Genomic DNA, 14,812 nt, shown 5'->3' on the forward strand with positions numbered 1-14,812 from the left:
CCGTCTGGATACGCATGAATACGTCTGCCGACCTGCTGAAGGAACTCCGCATCGACCGCAAGGCGCCGCCGCCGGCCCCGCCGTCGCGCCGCGGGCTGTGGATCACGCTGGGCGTGGTCGTCGTGCTGCTGGTGCTGGCTGCCGCGGCCTGGGTCGTGCTCGGCCGCGAGAAGCCACTGGAGGTGCGCACGGCACCGACGGTCGCGCTGGGCGGCGGCGGTGCGGCTGCCTCGGTGCTGGATGCGTCCGGTTATGTGGTCGCCCGCCGCATGGCGACGGTGTCGGCCAAGGTCACCGGCAAGGTGCAGGAAGTGCTGATCGAGGAAGGCATGCGCGTGGAAGCCGGCCAGGTGTTGGCGCGGCTGGAACCGATCGATGCCGACGCCGACCGCGCCCTGTCGCAGAGCCAGCTGCAGGCCGCGCGCAGCCAGACGACGGGCGTGCAGGCGCAGCTGGTGGAAGCCGAGGCCAATGCGCGCCGGCTGTCCTCGCTGGTCGCCCAGCAGCTCGTGTCGAAGGCGCAGTACGACCAGGCCGTCGCCCAGCGCGACCTGCTGCGCGCGCAGCTGCAGACTGCGCAGCGCAACGAACGCACCGCGGCGGATCGCCTGAAGATCGCCGACATCGGTCTGGACAACACCATCGTGCGCGCCCCGTTCGCCGGCGTGGTGATCGCCAAGGCCGCGCAGCCGGGCGAAATCGTCTCGCCGCTGTCGGCGGGCGGCGGTTTCACCCGTACCGGCATCGGCACGATCGTCGACATGGACTCGCTGGAAATCGAAGTGGATGTCGGCGAGGCCTATATCGGTCGCGTCAAGGCCAAGATGCCGGTCCAGGCGACGTTGAACTCCTACCCCGACTGGAAGATCCCGGCCGAGGTCATCGCCATCATCCCCACCGCCGACCGCGGCAAGGCAACCGTGAAGGTGCGCGTGGCGTTGAAGGAAAAGGACCCGCGCATCGTGCCCGACATGGGCGTGACGGTGAGCTTCCTGGAGAAGGCGGAGGAAGGATCTGCGGAAACGAAGCAGACGGGGGTGCGCGTGCCGGCCGCGGCCCTCGTGCAGCGCGACGGGGGCGATGCCGCCTTCGTCGTCGGCGACGAGAACCGCGTGGAACTGCGCAAGGTCCAGGTCGGCGGCCCGCTGGGCGAGGATCGCCAGGTCACTTCCGGCCTGGCGCCCGGCGAGACCGTCGTGCTCGATCCGCCCGCGGAACTCGCCGACGGTGGCCTGGTCACCATCGGCGACGAAGAGGAATAACCGCCATCGGGCGTGACGTTCCCTGCCCGCTAGCGAACCACCCCAGCATCACGGCGCCGGGACGTTCCCGGCCATCCACTACGACGAGGTTCCCATGGCTGCCCTGGTATCGATCCGCAATCTGACCAAGACCTATCAGCGCGGCCCCGAGAAGGTCGAAGTGCTGCATGGCATCGACCTCGATATCCAGGAGGGCGACTTCGTCGCCCTGATGGGTCCCTCGGGTTCCGGCAAGACCACGCTGCTGAACCTGATCGGCGGCCTGGACACGCCCACCACCGGCAGCATCGAAGTCGCCGACCAGCGCATCGACCAGCTCAACGGTGGCCAGCTGTCGCACTGGCGTAGCCAGAACGTGGGCTACGTGTTCCAGTTCTACAACCTGATGCCGGCGCTGACCGCGCAGAAGAACGTCGAACTACCGCTGCTGCTCACCAAGCTCGGCGGTGCGCAGCGCAAGCGCAACGCGCAGATCGCGCTGCAGCTGGTTGGACTGGCGGACCGCACCTCGCACAAGCCGTCGGAACTGTCGGGCGGTCAGCAGCAGCGCGTGGCGATCGCGCGCGCCATCGTCTCCGATCCCACGCTGCTGATCTGCGACGAACCGACCGGCGACCTCGACCGCCAGTCCGCCGAGGCGATCCTCGGCCTGCTGCAGATGCTGAACCGCGAACACGGCAAGACCATCGTGATGGTTACGCACGATCCGAAGGCCGCCGAGTACGCCTCCCATACGCTGCACCTGGACAAGGGCACCTTGGTCGAACAGCCCGCAAACGCGGCCTGAGCGGAGGCCTCGCGATGAAATACTTCCATCTGATCTGGGCGGCGCTCTTCCGGCGCAAGACCCGCACCTTCCTGACGCTGGCATCGATCCTGGCCGCGTTCCTGCTGTTCGGCCTGCTGGACGGCATCCGCACCTCGTTCGCGCAACTCGGGCAGAACGCCGACGGCGCGCAGCGCCTGCAGACCGCGTCGAAACTGTCCTTCATCGAGACGCTGCCGCTCTCGCTCGAGCCACGGCTCAAGCAGATCGACAACGTGCAGGCGGTGACCTACGCCAACTGGTTCGGCGGCGCCTACCAGAACCCGCGCAACCAGCTCTTCACCTTCGCGGTGGCGCCGAACTACCTGGACCTTTATCCGGAAATCGAAGTCGCGGCCTCCGAACGCGAAGCCTGGGCGCGTACGCGCACCGGCGTGCTGGTCGGCGATGCGCTGATGAAGCGGTTTGGCTGGAAGGTCGGCCAGAAGATCCCGCTGCAATCGACGATCTTCCCCAACAGCGACGGCACGCTTAACTGGTCGTTCGACATCGTCGGCACGCTGAAGGCCAAGGACAAGAAGAGCGCCGGCTTCACCGAAGGCATGCTGCTGATGCACTACAAGTACTTCGAGGAATCGACGCCCTACGTCGACGGCGACGTGGGCTGGTACGTCAGCCGCGTGTCGGACGTGCGCCGCAGCGATGCCGCGGCCAAGGCCATCGATGCGCTGTCTATGAACTCGCCGCACGAGACCAAGACGATGAGCGAGCAGGCGGCGATGGCGTCCCAACTCAAGCAGATGGCGGACATCGGCCTGATCGTCGGTTCGATCATGGGCGCGGTGTTCTTCACCCTGCTGCTGCTGACCGGCAACACCATGGCGCAGGCGGTGCGCGAGCGCACCTCGGAGCTCGCCGTGCTTAAGACGATCGGCTTCACCAGCGCCTCGGTGCTGGGCATGGTGCTGGCCGAGTCCATCCTGCTGGTGATGCTGGGCGGCGTGCTCGGCCTAGGCCTGGCCGCGGTGATCGGTCCGATCGTCACGGCGGTGAGCGGCGGCGTCATCAACCTGCCGGCGATCGGTCTGCAGAGCTGGGCACTGGGACTGGGACTGATGATCGCCATCGGCCTGCTGGTGGGTGCGCTTCCCGCGTTGCGGGCGATGCGCCTGAACATCGTCGATGCCCTCGCCGGCCGCTGAAGGAGACCCCACGATGAAACTGTTGAAATCCTTCCTCCGCGGCTCGGCGCTGGTGGTGGTCCTGATCGTGTTCCTGGGCGCGTGGATCTTCCTGCCCTGGCCCGCCCTGCTCGGCGCGGCGGTGCTGTTCGCCCTGTGGATGCTGCTTACGCGCAGCGGTCGCCAGGCAGCATCGGTGACACAGGTCGGCGTCAGCACGCTGGGACAGCGCCTTGGGGCGTCGTCCGTGATCATCGTCGGCATCGCCGGCGTGGTCGGCGTGCTGGTCGCGCTGCTGGCGATGGCCGAAGGCTACCGCCAGACCGTGACCGCGGCCGGCAACGACGAGACCGCCATCGTCCTGCGCGGCGGTTCGGCCGCCGAACTGATGTCGGTGCTGTCGCGCGACCAGATCAACGCCATCGAGCGTGCCCCCGAGATCGCTCGCGACAAGGACAGCCGCCCGATGGCGTCGGCCGAACTGGTGGTCGCCGCCAACCTGCCGCGCGTCGGTGGCAAGGACGATGGCAGCGTAACCCTGCGCGGTGTCGGCGACATGGCTTGGACGGTGCGTCCGAACCTGAAACTCGTCGAAGGCCGCCGCTTCGAGACCGGCCGTCGCGAACTGGTGGTCGGCAAAGGCGCGCGCAAGCAGTTCCAGGGGCTCGAGGTCGGCAAGGACGTCCGCCTGGGCAACCAGACCTGGTCGGTGGTCGGCGTGTTCGAGTCCGGCGACGGCATGGAATCGGAGATGTGGGCCGACGCCGAGGTCGTGGCGACGACCTACCGACGCGGCAGCAGCCGCGCCTCGGTATTCGCCCAGCTGACCGATGCCAAGGCGTTCAAGGCCTTCAAGGCGACGCTGAAGGCCGATCCGCGCCTGCAGGTCGAGGCGGATACCACCCGCGGCTACTTCGGCAAGCAGTCTGAAGGAATCACCAAGGTGCTGCGCATCATCGGCATCATCGTGGGATCGATTATGGCGATCGGCGCCATTTTCGGTGCGCTCAACACGATGTTCGCCACGGTCGCCGCCCGGGCGCGCGAGATCGCGACACTGCGTGCCATCGGTTTCCGCGGCACGCCCGTCGTGGTCGCGGTGATGCTGGAAACGATGCTGCTGGCCGCGCTCGGCGGCGCGCTCGGCGGCCTGCTGGCCTGGCTGGTGTTCAACGGCTACACCGCTTCGACGCTCGCGGGAGGCGTGGCGCAGTTGAGCTTCGAGTTCAAGGTCACGCCGGCGCTGTTGTGGGAGGGCCTCAAGTGGGCGCTGGCGATCGGCTTCATCGGCGGCCTGTTCCCCGCCCTGCGCGCCTCGACCCTGCCGGTCACCGACGCCCTGCGCGCGGCCTGACCAACGCCTGTGCCCCGGGATCCGCATGCGGATCCCGGGTCGCTACACCGGATCCAGCCAGCCCTTCGCGATGGCCGCCGCGATGTCGTCCGGCGTATCGATGTCATGTGCGAGCTCCGGTGCATCGCAGGCGACGACACCCGCACCCGTGACATTCAGCACGTCACGCAGTCCGCGATCTCCCTGCACCGCCAGCGCAGCACGCAGCAGCGACGGCGCGACGACGGCAGGAACACCCACACGATCACCAAAGCGTGTCGCGGCGGAACCCGAGGGTGCGCGCCGGGATGCCGCCAGCAGTGCCTGGAGATGCGCAACGTCCAGCGCAGGCTGGTCGCAGGTCAGGAGCAACGTTGCATGATCATGCGCCGCGAGTGCATCCGCCGCGATGCGCATGCTGCCTGCCAAACCTTCGTTCCACGTCGCGTTGACCAGACACTCCACGGGCAGATCGCTCACCGCGGCGGCGACGTCATCAGCGAGCGCGCCGACGATGACCAGCACGCGCGACGCATCGGATGCCAACGCCAGTCGCGCCGCGCGATGCACCAGCGCTTCACCATCACGCGTCAGCAACTGCTTCGGTCGTCCCAACCGCGTGCTGCCACCGGCCGCCAGCACGACAGCGGCATGTGTCGCCGTCATTCGCGTTCGCCGTGATGCCAGGCCTGCAGCTGCGCGGTGATGCTGAGTGCGATCGCCTCGGGCCCTTGCCCGCCGAGCTTCATTCCGATCGGCGAACGCAGCCGCGACAACAGCGATGCATGCAGAACGGAGGGAATCACCCGCAACAGGTCTTCGCGTCGCCGCACCGGGCCGAGCAGGCCGATGAACGGGATCGTCGTCTGCGCGAGCGCTTCCAGTGCTTCCCGATCGTGTTCGAAATGGTGGTGCATCACCAGCGCGGCATCGGGCGCAGGATGCAGGCCACGCGCCGCTTCATCCGGCGCCTGCATCGACCACGCATCGGCGATCTCGTCGGCGGGAATCCAGCGGGCGCGCCGCTCGATCACGGAGACGTGCCAACCCAGCTGCCGCAGCGACGCGACCAGCATCCGTGTTTCGGGGCCTGCGCCGAAGATCGCCACGCGCGGCGGCGGCGCGACCGTTACCTCGCCGACGAGCGTGACGTCCGTGGTCGCGAGCGGCAGCGTCCACTGCCGCCGCTCGTCACCCGCAGAGGCATGCACCTCACCGCTCGCCTCCAGGCGCAACGACAACGGACCCGCACCCTGCCACCACGCCTGTACTACCTGCGACCAGCCCGCCAGGCGGTCCAGCGGCAACAGCGCGAGATGCAACCGCCCCCGGCAGCCGACCGCCGACCCGGCGAGAAGATCCTCGTCGTCGCGCGTGTCGATCTCCATCGCATCGAGATGGCCGTCGACGACCGCGTGCCGCGCACGACGGGCGATCTCAGGCTCAAGACAGCCGCCACTGAGCCAACCGGTCTGCGTGTCGTCGGCAGCGAACACCGCCATGGCGCCCTGCCGCACGTAGGTCGAGCCTTCGGTCGCGGTGACCACGACCAGCGCGCTGCCGTCGCCGGCGTCGCTGGCGCGTGCGGAGACTTCCAGTGGATGGCGGGCAACCGACATGCGCACCACGATGGCGCAAGCGCGGCCCCGATGGCAACGGCCCGCGGAGTGTTCGGGACATCGGGCAACCATTCCGCAGGATCGTGCAAGAACGAAGCCGCGCTTTCACTGGCAGCCCACGGAGGCACGGAGTATTGTCGACCGGTCCCACGCCGCCGCCAGGGAGACACCATGAAGTTGAACGTCAATGGGTCGGAGCGCGAAATCGACGCCCCCGACGACATGCCGCTGCTCTGGGTCCTGCGCGACCTGATGGGCCTCACCGGAACCAAGTTCGGCTGCGGCATCGCCCAATGCGGTGCCTGCACCGTACACGTCGATGGCTCGCCACTGCGGGCCTGCGTGACGCCCGCCTCCACCGTCGCCGGCAAGAAGATCACCACGATCGAAGGCCTCTCGGCCGACGGTTCGCATCCCGTGCAGAAGGCATGGGCGGAACTGGACGTGGTGCAGTGTGGCTACTGCCAGTCCGGCCAGATCATGTCCGCGGCCGCCTTGCTGGCCAAGGTGCCCTCGCCCACCGATACCGACATCGACCAGGCCCTGTCTGGCAACCTGTGCCGCTGCGGGACCTACCAGCGCATCCGCGCGGCCGTGCATCGCGCCGCCGATATCGGCAAGGCCTGACCTGGCGCGGCGACGCGCGTCGCCGTCCGCTTCTCCCCGTTCGACGGAGGCTGTTCCGTGAACCTCGAAACCTCTTCTTCGCGCCGCAATTTCCTGCGCGGCACCGCACTGGCCGGTGGCGGCCTGGTCATCGGCTTCCTCGTGCCCGGCGCGCGACGCTACGCCATGGCGCAGGAAAGCGCCGCGGCCGCACCCACCGCCTTCGTCCCCAATGCGTTCCTCAGCATCGCGGCCGACGACACCATCACGGTCCAACTGGCGCACGCCGAAATGGGCCAGGGCATCTGGACCACGCTGCCCATGCTGATCGCCGAAGAACTGGATGCGGACTGGTCGAAGATCCGCGTCGAACATGGCGCGGCCGACAAGGCCTACACCAGCCCGGTGTTCGGCATGCAGGGCACCGGCGGCTCGACCACCACCTGGTCCGAGTTCGACCGCTACCGGCAGGCCGGCGCGACCGCGCGCGCGATGCTGCTGCAGGCCGCCGCCGCACGGCTCAACGTGCCCGTCGACCAGCTGCGCACCGAGAACGGCGCGGTGGTCTCCGGCAACACGCGCCTGCGCTACGGCGAACTGGCCGACGACGCCGGCAAGCAGACGCCGCCCACACTCGATGCGTTGAAGCTGCGCGATCCCAAGGACTGGAAACTGATCGGCAAGGCAACCAAGCGGTTGGATACGCCGGAGAAGATCACCGGCAAGGCCAAGTTCGGCATGGACATGCAGTTCGAGGGCCTGCTGACCGCGGTGGTGCTGCGCTCGCCGGTGTTCGGCGGCACCGTGAAATCCTTCGACGCGACCAAGGCCCGTGCCGTCGCAGGCGTGCGCAACGTGGTGCAGGTGCCCAGCGGCGTGGCGGTGATCGCCGATCACTACTGGGCTGCCAAACTCGGCCGCGACGCGTTGCAGGTGGTCTGGGAAGGCGATGCCAATGCCAAGCTAGACAGTACGGCGCTGCGCGAGCAGTTCTCGCAGCTTGCGCGCACCGAAGGCGCCGTGGCCGCCCGCGCCGGCGACGTGGCGGGCGCACTGGCGAAGGCCGAGAAGACGCTGGAAGCCGAGTACGCCGTGCCATATCTGGCACACGCGGCGATGGAGCCGCTGAACTGCACGGTGAAGATCGGCGACGGCGAGTGCGACATCTGGTGCGGCACGCAGTTCCCGACACTGGACCAGAACAGCGCCGCGAAGATCCTCGGCATCCCGCCGGAGAAGATCCGCATCCATACGCCGTTCCTGGGCGGCGGTTTCGGCCGTCGTGCGACGCCGACCTCGGACGTCGTCGCCGAAGCCGTCGAAGTGGCCAAGGCCGCGAAGGCGCCGGTCAAGACGGTGTGGACGCGCGAGGACGACACCCGCGGCGGTTACTACCGCTCGGCCTTCGTCGAGAAGATCAGTGCCGGCCTGGACAAGGATGGCAACCCGGTGGCGTGGCACCACGTGATGGTCGGCCAGTCGATCATGGCCGGCACCTTCATGGAAGCCATGATGGTCAAGAACGGCATCGACGCAACGTCGGTCGAAGGCGTCGCCGATTCGGCGTACGTACTCGGCACGCCCGCGCACCGGGTGGATCTGCATTCGCCGGTGACCGGCATCCCGGTGCTGTGGTGGCGCTCGGTCGGCCACAGCGTCAACGGCTTCGTGATGGAGAGCTTCGTCGACGAACTGGCGCACGCCGCAGGCCAGGACCCGGTGGAGTACCGGCGCAAGCGGCTGAAGGACCATCCACGCCATCTCGCGGCACTGAACCTGGCCGCCGAGAAGTTCGGCTGGGGCACGCCGCCTGCGCAGGGTCGCGGCCATGGCATCGCCGTGCACGAATCGTTCGGCAGCTTCGTGGCGCAGGCCGCCGAGGTGTCGATCGAGGATGGCCGGATACGCGTGCACCGCGTGGTCTGCGCGATCGACTGCGGCGTGGCCGTCAATCCGGCCGGCGTCCAGGCGCAGATGGAATCCGGCATCGCCTTCGGCCTGGGCGCGGCGCTGCATTCGACGCTGACGATCCGCGACGGCCAGGTGCAGGAGTCCAACTTCCACGACTACCAGGTGTTGCGGATGAACGAGATGCCGAAGGTCGAGGTGCACATCGTGCCGAGCACCGAGAAGATGGGCGGCGTCGGCGAACCCGGCACGCCGCCGATCGCACCGGCGGTGGCCAACGCGGTGTTTGCGCTCACCGGGCAGCGCCTGCGCGAACTGCCGCTGCGCCTGCCGACGCCCGCTTCCACCACACCGACCGCCTGAGGCCCGCCATGCGCATCCTGATGATGTCGTTGACCGTCCTCCTGCTGGTGGCCTGCAAGCCCCGCATCAGTGAGGAACAGAAAGCCCAGGCGCTGACCGCATTCGCGACGGTGGAGAAAGTGTTCCAGCATCCCCGCTGCAGCAACTGCCATATCCCGGGCGATGCGCCGCTGCAGTTCGATGCGCAGACGCCGCATGCGATGAACGTCGTGCGCGGCCCCGACGGCAAGGGCGCGCCCGGCCTGCCGTGTTCCACCTGCCACAGCGAACAGAATTCGCCGGCGAGCTACGGCCCGCATGCGCCACCCGGCGCACCGCACTGGCAGCTGCCGCCACCGGACCACAAGATGGCGTGGATCGGCCTGCCCGCCGACCAGCTGTGCGCGATGATCCAGGACAAGAAGCGCAACGGCGACCGCGACTTCGACGCGCTGGTGAAGCACGTGGCGGAAGACAAACTAGTGTTGTGGGGCTGGAACCCCGGCGGCGAGCGCGCCCCGGTACCGGTGCCGCACGACCAGTTCGTTGCCGCGTTCAAGACATGGACGGCCGCAGGCGGCCCCTGCCCGACGCCGGCCGCAACCACCTCCGGCTGACTAGCGTCCCGTGGCCGTCGCCGCGAGCACATCGCGGCGGCGCGCACGCCACAGGCCATCGCTGGCGAAGATCACCAGGCCCGTCCAGATGGCCGCGAAGCCGATCGCACGCTCCATCCCGAAGGCTTCCTTGAACACCAGCACGCCGATCAACAACTGGATGCTCGGTGCGATGTACTGCAGCAGGCCCACCACCGACAACGGAATGCGGCGCACGCCGTAGGCGAAGCCGATCAACGGCACCGCGGTCACCACCCCGCCGAATATCAGCAGCAGGTCGTTCTTCCAGCCGTAGCCGCTGACGAAGCCACCGCCGTGGCCGAACTCACCCCACACGACATAGGCCAGCGCCGGCAGGAAGAGGTACAGGCTTTCGACGCCCAGGCCGGCGACGGGATCCACTGCCACCAGCTTGCGCACCAGGCCATACAGGCCGAACGAGAACGCGAGTCCCAGCGCAATCCACGGCGGCGAACCCGCCTGCAACGTCAGCCATGCGACGCCGGCGAGCGCGAAGCCCACCGCGACCCATTGCGCCGGCGACAGCCGTTCGCGCAGCACCACGACGCCCAGCACCACGTTGATCAGCGGATTGATGAAGTAGCCGAGACTGGTTTCCACCACATGGCCGGCGTTGACCGCCCAGATGTAGAGGCCCCAGTTGAATGCGATCAGCAGGCTGCTGACGCCCAGCAACGGCACGGCACGTGGTTGTGCGCGCACCTCCCGCCACCAGCGACGCCCGTTCTTCAGCAGCAGCCAGCCGATCACCAGCACCGCACTCCACACGATGCGGTGCGCGATGATCTGGAACGACGGCACCGCCTTCAGCAGGTGCCAGTACAGCGGCACGATGCCCCAGATCAGGAACGTGCCGGCGGTGATCGCCAGTCCTTTGCGGTCGATGGGTGCGGCGCTCATTTCGCCTGCCGCGCGCGTGCCAGGGTGATGACGACCACACCCGCGAGGATCACCGCCATGGCACCGAGATCGTGCCGGGTGAAGGTTTCACCAGCGATGAAGGCGCCCAGCGCCACCGCGATGACAGGATTGACGTAGGCATAGCTGCCCACCAGTACCGGGCGCGCGTGATGCAGCAGCCACACGTACGCGGTGAACGCGATGATGGAGCCGAACACCGCCAGGTATGCCACGGCCAACGCACCGTTCACGGTCCAGTCCGCCGTGTTGAAACGCTCGCCATGCAACAGACCGGCGACCACCAGCATCACGCCGGCCGCCAGCATCTGCGCCGCCGCCGTCATGAACGGTGACGGCAGATCGCGCCCGCGCGACCACACCGAACCGTAGGCCCAGGCGATCGGCGCGATGAGCAGCAGCACCAGGCCCACCGGCGAACCGGTCAGCGAGCTGCCCGCGTTGAGCCACACCACGCCGGCGAAGCCGACGATGATGCCCAGCCATTCGCCGCGCGTAGGGTGCTGTCCGCGCATCGCGCCGAACAGGCCCATCCACAGCGGCATCGACGCCACGGCGACAGCGGCAAGCCCGGACGACACCGTCTGCTCGGCCAGCACCACCATGCCGTTGCCCATCAACAGCAGCAGCGCGCCCATCACCAGCAGGTTCTTCCATTGCGCCCGCGTCGGCGGCGTGACGCCGCGCCACAGCAGGAACAGGAACATCACCAGGCCAGCGGCCACGAAACGGCTGCCCGACACCATCAGCAACGGCGGGAAGCCGCCTTCGAGTGCGAAGCGGATGCCGAGATAGGTCGACCCCCACACCACGTAGACGATGGCCAGGGCAGCAGCGACGGCGAGGCCGCCACGCGCAGGCGCGGCGGCGGAAGCGGACGAAGTCATGGGAGTTCGCGGGGGAAGGAGACGGCGTGCATGCATTCTAGGCCAGCCGCCCGCGGACGGGATGACGGACCCGTGCCCCGGCGCTTGAAACCTTTCCGGCCCGTGTTGAATTCAGTTCAAGTCGGACGCGGTCTGCGTCAGGCCTGTTCGCGCGCCAGCAACTGCTGCTTGCGCGGCAGTCCCCAGCGATATCCCCCGAGCGAACCATCGCCGCGGATCACGCGATGGCAGGGCACGACCACGGCGATGCGGTTGTGTGCGCAGGCGCTGGCCACGGCACGCGCGGCGCGCGGCGCGCCCAGCGACTGCGCCAGGCCGGCGTAGCTGACGGTTTCACCGGCCGGGATCTTCATCAGCGCATCCCACACGCGCTGCTGGAAGCCGGTGCCCAGAAGATCCACCGGCACCTCTGCATCGCCACCCGCCAACCGCTCCGCGACGGCGCGCAGGCGGGGCGCGAGGAAATCATCGCGCCCGGCTTCGACGCGCTCGAGCTGCGCCAGCGGAAACTCCTCGCGCAGCCGCTGCTCCAGCGCCGCGTCGTCGTCGCCCAGCTCCACCGCGCAGATGCCGCGCTCGGTGGCCGCCACCAGCGTGCGGCCCAGCACGGTGTCCACCAAGGTCCAGCGGATCGCGACGCCGCGCCCGCCGGCACGGTAGGTGGCGGGCGTCATGCCCAGCTTGGCGGCGCCTTGTTCGTACAGGCGCGACGGTGAGCCGTACCCGGCGTCGTACAACGCCGTGGTGACGTCGCGCCCTTCGCGCAATGCGCTCTTCAGCGTGCCCAGCTTCTTGCGGGCCAGATACTCGGCCGGACTCAATCCGAAACGCGCGCGGAAGCGTCGCTGCAGATGCGAAGCGCTCAGGCCGGTGTACGACGCCAGTTCCGACAACGAGGGTTCCCCTTCGTCGAGCAGGCGTCGCGCCGCGTCCAGTGGATCAGCGGCAAGGGAGGGAGAGGTGGGAAGCGATCGGCGCGGCATGGTGTCCATGCGTCCAGACTAGGTCGCCCGACAAGGCGACGCTATCCGGATCTTGCGCGGGAACGATGTTCCCGCGCACGCCTTCACTGGGCCCAGCGACCCGGACCGGGCGATTCGGGCAGCACCTGAGCCGACAGCTTGCGGTCCTGGCCCAGGATGCCGATGGCATCGGAGAGGATGGCGGCGGATTCGCGCAGCAGCGGATCGGGGCGCTTGTCGGCCAGCTTCTCGCGCTGCGCATCCTTCACGATGTCGCGCTCGGACGCACCCAGGCCGTCGTCCGCCAGGTCCTCGGCCAGCGGATCCAGCGCCAGCCCCAGCGTCTTGCGCTCAGCTTGCCGCTGCTTGCGCTGCGCTTCCTGACGGTCACGCTCGGCGCGGCGCTCGGCTTCGTTGAGCGAAACGTACTTCTTGGCGGCCTCGGCACGGAACTGCGCGACGTCCTCGGACCACCACTGGAATTCCTTGTCCTTGGTCGAGCGTGCCGCATGCAGCGCCTGCAGCCGCGGCAGCAACGGCGCGAAGTTGCCGTACTGCGTGTGCGGCACGGCCGAGATGCGCGTCCACGGCAACGCGTTGTCGTAGGTGCTCTCGCCATACTCGCTGGCGTCGACGCTGACCGGGAACGCGATATCCGGCACCACGCCCTTGTGCTGCGTGCTGCCACCGGCGACGCGGAAGAACTGCGCGATGGTCAGCTTCACCGAGCCGAAGCGCGGGGCCTCGTTGGCCGGCCAGCGATCCAGGTCCGCCATGTTCTGCACGGTGCCCTTGCCGAAACTGGTCTCGCCGATCACCAGGCCACGACCGTAGTCCTGGATGGCGCCCGCAAAGATTTCCGAGGCCGAGGCCGAGGCGCGATTGATCAGCACCGCCAGCGGACCATCCCACGCCACGCCCGCCACCTGGTCGCTGTACACATCGACGCGACCGCCGGACTGGCGCTGCTGCACCACCGGCCCCTTGTCGATGAACAGGCCCGTCAACTGCACGGCTTCATCCAGCGAACCACCACCGTTGTTGCGCAGGTCCATCACCACGCCATCCACGTCCTGCGTCTTGAACTGGGCGAGCAGCTTGGCGATGTCACGCGTGGCGGAATTGAAGTCGTTCGGGTTGCGGCGACGGCCTTCGAAGTCCTGGTAGAAGGCGGGCAGCTTGATCACGCCGATGCGGCGCGCCGGTTCGTCGGCGCTGGCGGGCAGCGAAATGATCTCGGACTTGGCAGCCTGCTCCTCCAGCTTGATCTTCTGCCGGACGATGGTGATCTGCGCGTGCTTGCCGTCGATGCCGGCTTCGACCGGGATGTACTCGATGCGGACCTGCGTGTCCTTCTTGCCGCGGATCTGCGCCACCACGTCATCGATGCGCCAGCCGATCACGTCAGTCATGGGCCCGGACTTGCCCTGCCCCACCGCGACGATGCGGTCGCCGACCTTCAGCTTGCCGCTCAGGTCAGCCGGGCCACCGGGCACGATCTCGCGGATCGCCACCAGATCGTCCTGCCGCTGCAGCACGGCACCGATGCCTTCCAGCGATAGCGACATCGACTGGTTGAAGTTCTCGGCGGTGCGCGGCGTGAAGTAATCCGTGTGCGGATCGATCGCGCTGGTGTAGGCATTGAGGAACGTCTGGAACACGTCCTCGGTTTTCAGTTCGTTGATGCTGCGCTGCAGGTTCGCATAGCGCTTGTCCAACGTCTTGCGGATCTCGTCGGGCTTCTTTCCGGCCAGCTTGAGGCGCAGCCAGTCGTTCATCACCGACTTCTTCCAGATCGTATCCAGCACCTTGCCGTCGGCTGCCCACGGAGCATCTTCGCGGTCGTATTCCCAGCGCTCGTCGCCGGTGAAGTCGAAGTCCTGCTTCAGCAGTGCACGCGCATAGGCCACGCGCTGGCCGACGCGCTGCTTGTAGACGGTGAAGATCTCGTACGCCGGGGCGAGATCGCCCGAGCGGATCGCGTCGTCCATCTTGGTCTTGTACGGCGCGAAACGTTCCACGTCCGCGGCGGTGAAGAACTGCTTGCCCCCATCGAGGGCTTCGAAATAGCGCTTGAAGATCTGCTGCGACAGCGCGTCGTCCAGCGGGCGCGGGCGATACGCGTAGCGGCTGTCCGACAGCAGCCCGTACACCAGCTTGGACGTGTTGGACTGGTCGGCGGTGGGCGCCACCGCGATCGGGTCGCCATCACCGCGCGCGAGCAGCGCCAGCGGGGTCGACAGGGCCAAGGCCAACAACAAAATGGGGGCTTTCTTCAGTGTCATTGCGTACTCATGGCCCGGGGGCCCGTCAGGCTGGAACGGATTGCGGATTCGACAGAAGGACAGTGCACAAAGTTGCGTGCCTTGTCATCTGTCTATCGGCAGCCT

13 protein-coding genes are annotated in these 14,812 nt (G+C 67.9%); 7 read left to right on the forward strand and 6 right to left on the reverse strand.

Annotated features, from left to right (window positions below; translation table 11 throughout):
* The first annotated feature begins 14 nt into the window (after window positions 1–14).
* The 4 genes from IB225_RS07795 (at window position 15) to IB225_RS07810 (ending at window position 4,563) form a co-directional block, all read left to right on the forward strand.
* Window positions 15–1,262, forward strand: coding sequence for an efflux RND transporter periplasmic adaptor subunit (locus tag IB225_RS07795; RefSeq protein WP_192310605.1), 1,248 nt, complete (start codon window positions 15–17; stop codon window positions 1,260–1,262).
* A 94-nt stretch (window positions 1,263–1,356) separates the two neighbouring features.
* Window positions 1,357–2,049, forward strand: coding sequence for an ABC transporter ATP-binding protein (locus IB225_RS07800; protein ID WP_192310606.1), 693 nt, complete (start codon window positions 1,357–1,359; stop codon window positions 2,047–2,049).
* 14 nt (window positions 2,050–2,063) lie between these two features.
* Entirely contained in the window at window positions 2,064–3,230 is a 1,167-nt protein-coding gene (locus tag IB225_RS07805) for an FtsX-like permease family protein (RefSeq protein ID WP_192310607.1), read from the forward strand.
* A 13-nt stretch (window positions 3,231–3,243) separates the two neighbouring features.
* Complete coding sequence (locus IB225_RS07810) at window positions 3,244–4,563, forward strand: ABC transporter permease (protein WP_192310608.1); 1,320 nt, start codon at window positions 3,244–3,246, stop codon at window positions 4,561–4,563.
* 42 nt (window positions 4,564–4,605) lie between these two features.
* Here the strand turns inward: IB225_RS07810 and IB225_RS07815 are convergent, their stop codons facing one another.
* Window positions 4,606–5,208, reverse strand: a complete 603-nt coding sequence (locus tag IB225_RS07815) for a nucleotidyltransferase family protein (protein WP_192310609.1) — start codon at window positions 5,206–5,208, stop codon at window positions 4,606–4,608.
* Entirely contained in the window at window positions 5,205–6,161 is a 957-nt protein-coding gene (locus tag IB225_RS07820; RefSeq protein ID WP_192310610.1) for an XdhC/CoxI family protein, read from the reverse strand. The genes IB225_RS07815 and IB225_RS07820 overlap by 4 nt, the downstream gene beginning before the upstream one ends.
* Window positions 6,162–6,332: 171 nt before the next feature.
* Between IB225_RS07820 and IB225_RS07825 the strand changes: the two genes are divergently transcribed.
* From IB225_RS07825 to IB225_RS07835, 3 genes are read left to right on the forward strand one after another with little or no spacing between them, the layout of a single operon-like run.
* Complete coding sequence (locus IB225_RS07825; RefSeq protein WP_192310611.1) at window positions 6,333–6,788, forward strand: (2Fe-2S)-binding protein; 456 nt, start codon at window positions 6,333–6,335, stop codon at window positions 6,786–6,788.
* A 57-nt stretch (window positions 6,789–6,845) separates the two neighbouring features.
* Window positions 6,846–9,038 (forward strand): xanthine dehydrogenase family protein molybdopterin-binding subunit, encoded by a 2,193-nt coding sequence (locus tag IB225_RS07830; protein ID WP_192310612.1) that lies wholly within the window; start codon window positions 6,846–6,848, stop codon window positions 9,036–9,038.
* A gap of 8 nt (window positions 9,039–9,046) precedes the next feature.
* Window positions 9,047–9,634 (forward strand): hypothetical protein, encoded by a 588-nt coding sequence (locus tag IB225_RS07835; RefSeq protein ID WP_192310613.1) that lies wholly within the window; start codon window positions 9,047–9,049, stop codon window positions 9,632–9,634.
* Here IB225_RS07835 and rarD read toward each other — a convergent pair whose 3' ends face one another.
* From rarD to IB225_RS07855, 4 genes are all read right to left on the reverse strand, one after another.
* Window positions 9,635–10,555 (reverse strand): EamA family transporter RarD, encoded by a 921-nt coding sequence (gene rarD, locus IB225_RS07840; RefSeq protein WP_192310614.1) that lies wholly within the window; start codon window positions 10,553–10,555, stop codon window positions 9,635–9,637.
* On the reverse strand, window positions 10,552–11,460 hold the full coding sequence (yedA, locus tag IB225_RS07845) for a drug/metabolite exporter YedA (protein ID WP_192310615.1): 909 nt from the start codon (window positions 11,458–11,460) through the stop codon (window positions 10,552–10,554). The genes rarD and yedA overlap by 4 nt, the downstream gene beginning before the upstream one ends.
* Window positions 11,461–11,597: 137 nt before the next feature.
* Window positions 11,598–12,443 carry a methylated-DNA--[protein]-cysteine S-methyltransferase gene (locus IB225_RS07850; RefSeq protein WP_192310616.1) on the reverse strand — a complete coding sequence of 282 codons (846 nt, stop codon included), beginning with the start codon at window positions 12,441–12,443 and terminating at the stop codon, window positions 11,598–11,600.
* An 83-nt stretch (window positions 12,444–12,526) separates the two neighbouring features.
* Complete coding sequence (locus IB225_RS07855) at window positions 12,527–14,707, reverse strand: carboxy terminal-processing peptidase (RefSeq protein WP_192310617.1); 2,181 nt, start codon at window positions 14,705–14,707, stop codon at window positions 12,527–12,529.
* Between the last annotated feature and the right edge of the window lie 105 nt (window positions 14,708–14,812).

Origin of the sequence: Pseudoxanthomonas sp. PXM02, assembly GCF_014851805.1 — a bacterium.
Lineage (GTDB): Bacteria > Pseudomonadota > Gammaproteobacteria > Xanthomonadales > Xanthomonadaceae > Pseudoxanthomonas_A.

Excerpts from the sequence above, each read along its gene's own strand:
- IB225_RS07795 (WP_192310605.1), top strand. The coding sequence starts at position 15 with ATGAATACGTCTGCCGACCTGCTGAAGGAACTCCGCATCGACCGCAAG.
- IB225_RS07800 (WP_192310606.1), top strand. The coding sequence starts at position 1,357 with ATGGCTGCCCTGGTATCGATCCGCAATCTGACCAAGACCTATCAGCGC.
- IB225_RS07805 (WP_192310607.1), top strand. The coding sequence starts at position 2,064 with ATGAAATACTTCCATCTGATCTGGGCGGCGCTCTTCCGGCGCAAGACC.
- IB225_RS07810 (WP_192310608.1), top strand. The coding sequence starts at position 3,244 with ATGAAACTGTTGAAATCCTTCCTCCGCGGCTCGGCGCTGGTGGTGGTC.
- IB225_RS07815 (WP_192310609.1), bottom strand. The coding sequence starts at position 5,208 with ATGACGGCGACACATGCCGCTGTCGTGCTGGCGGCCGGTGGCAGCACG.
- IB225_RS07820 (WP_192310610.1), bottom strand. The coding sequence starts at position 6,161 with ATGTCGGTTGCCCGCCATCCACTGGAAGTCTCCGCACGCGCCAGCGAC.
- IB225_RS07825 (WP_192310611.1), top strand. The coding sequence starts at position 6,333 with ATGAAGTTGAACGTCAATGGGTCGGAGCGCGAAATCGACGCCCCCGAC.
- IB225_RS07835 (WP_192310613.1), top strand. The coding sequence starts at position 9,047 with ATGCGCATCCTGATGATGTCGTTGACCGTCCTCCTGCTGGTGGCCTGC.
- rarD (WP_192310614.1), bottom strand. The coding sequence starts at position 10,555 with ATGAGCGCCGCACCCATCGACCGCAAAGGACTGGCGATCACCGCCGGC.
- yedA (WP_192310615.1), bottom strand. The coding sequence starts at position 11,460 with ATGACTTCGTCCGCTTCCGCCGCCGCGCCTGCGCGTGGCGGCCTCGCC.
- IB225_RS07850 (WP_192310616.1), bottom strand. The coding sequence starts at position 12,443 with ATGCCGCGCCGATCGCTTCCCACCTCTCCCTCCCTTGCCGCTGATCCA.
- IB225_RS07855 (WP_192310617.1), bottom strand. The coding sequence starts at position 14,707 with ATGACACTGAAGAAAGCCCCCATTTTGTTGTTGGCCTTGGCCCTGTCG.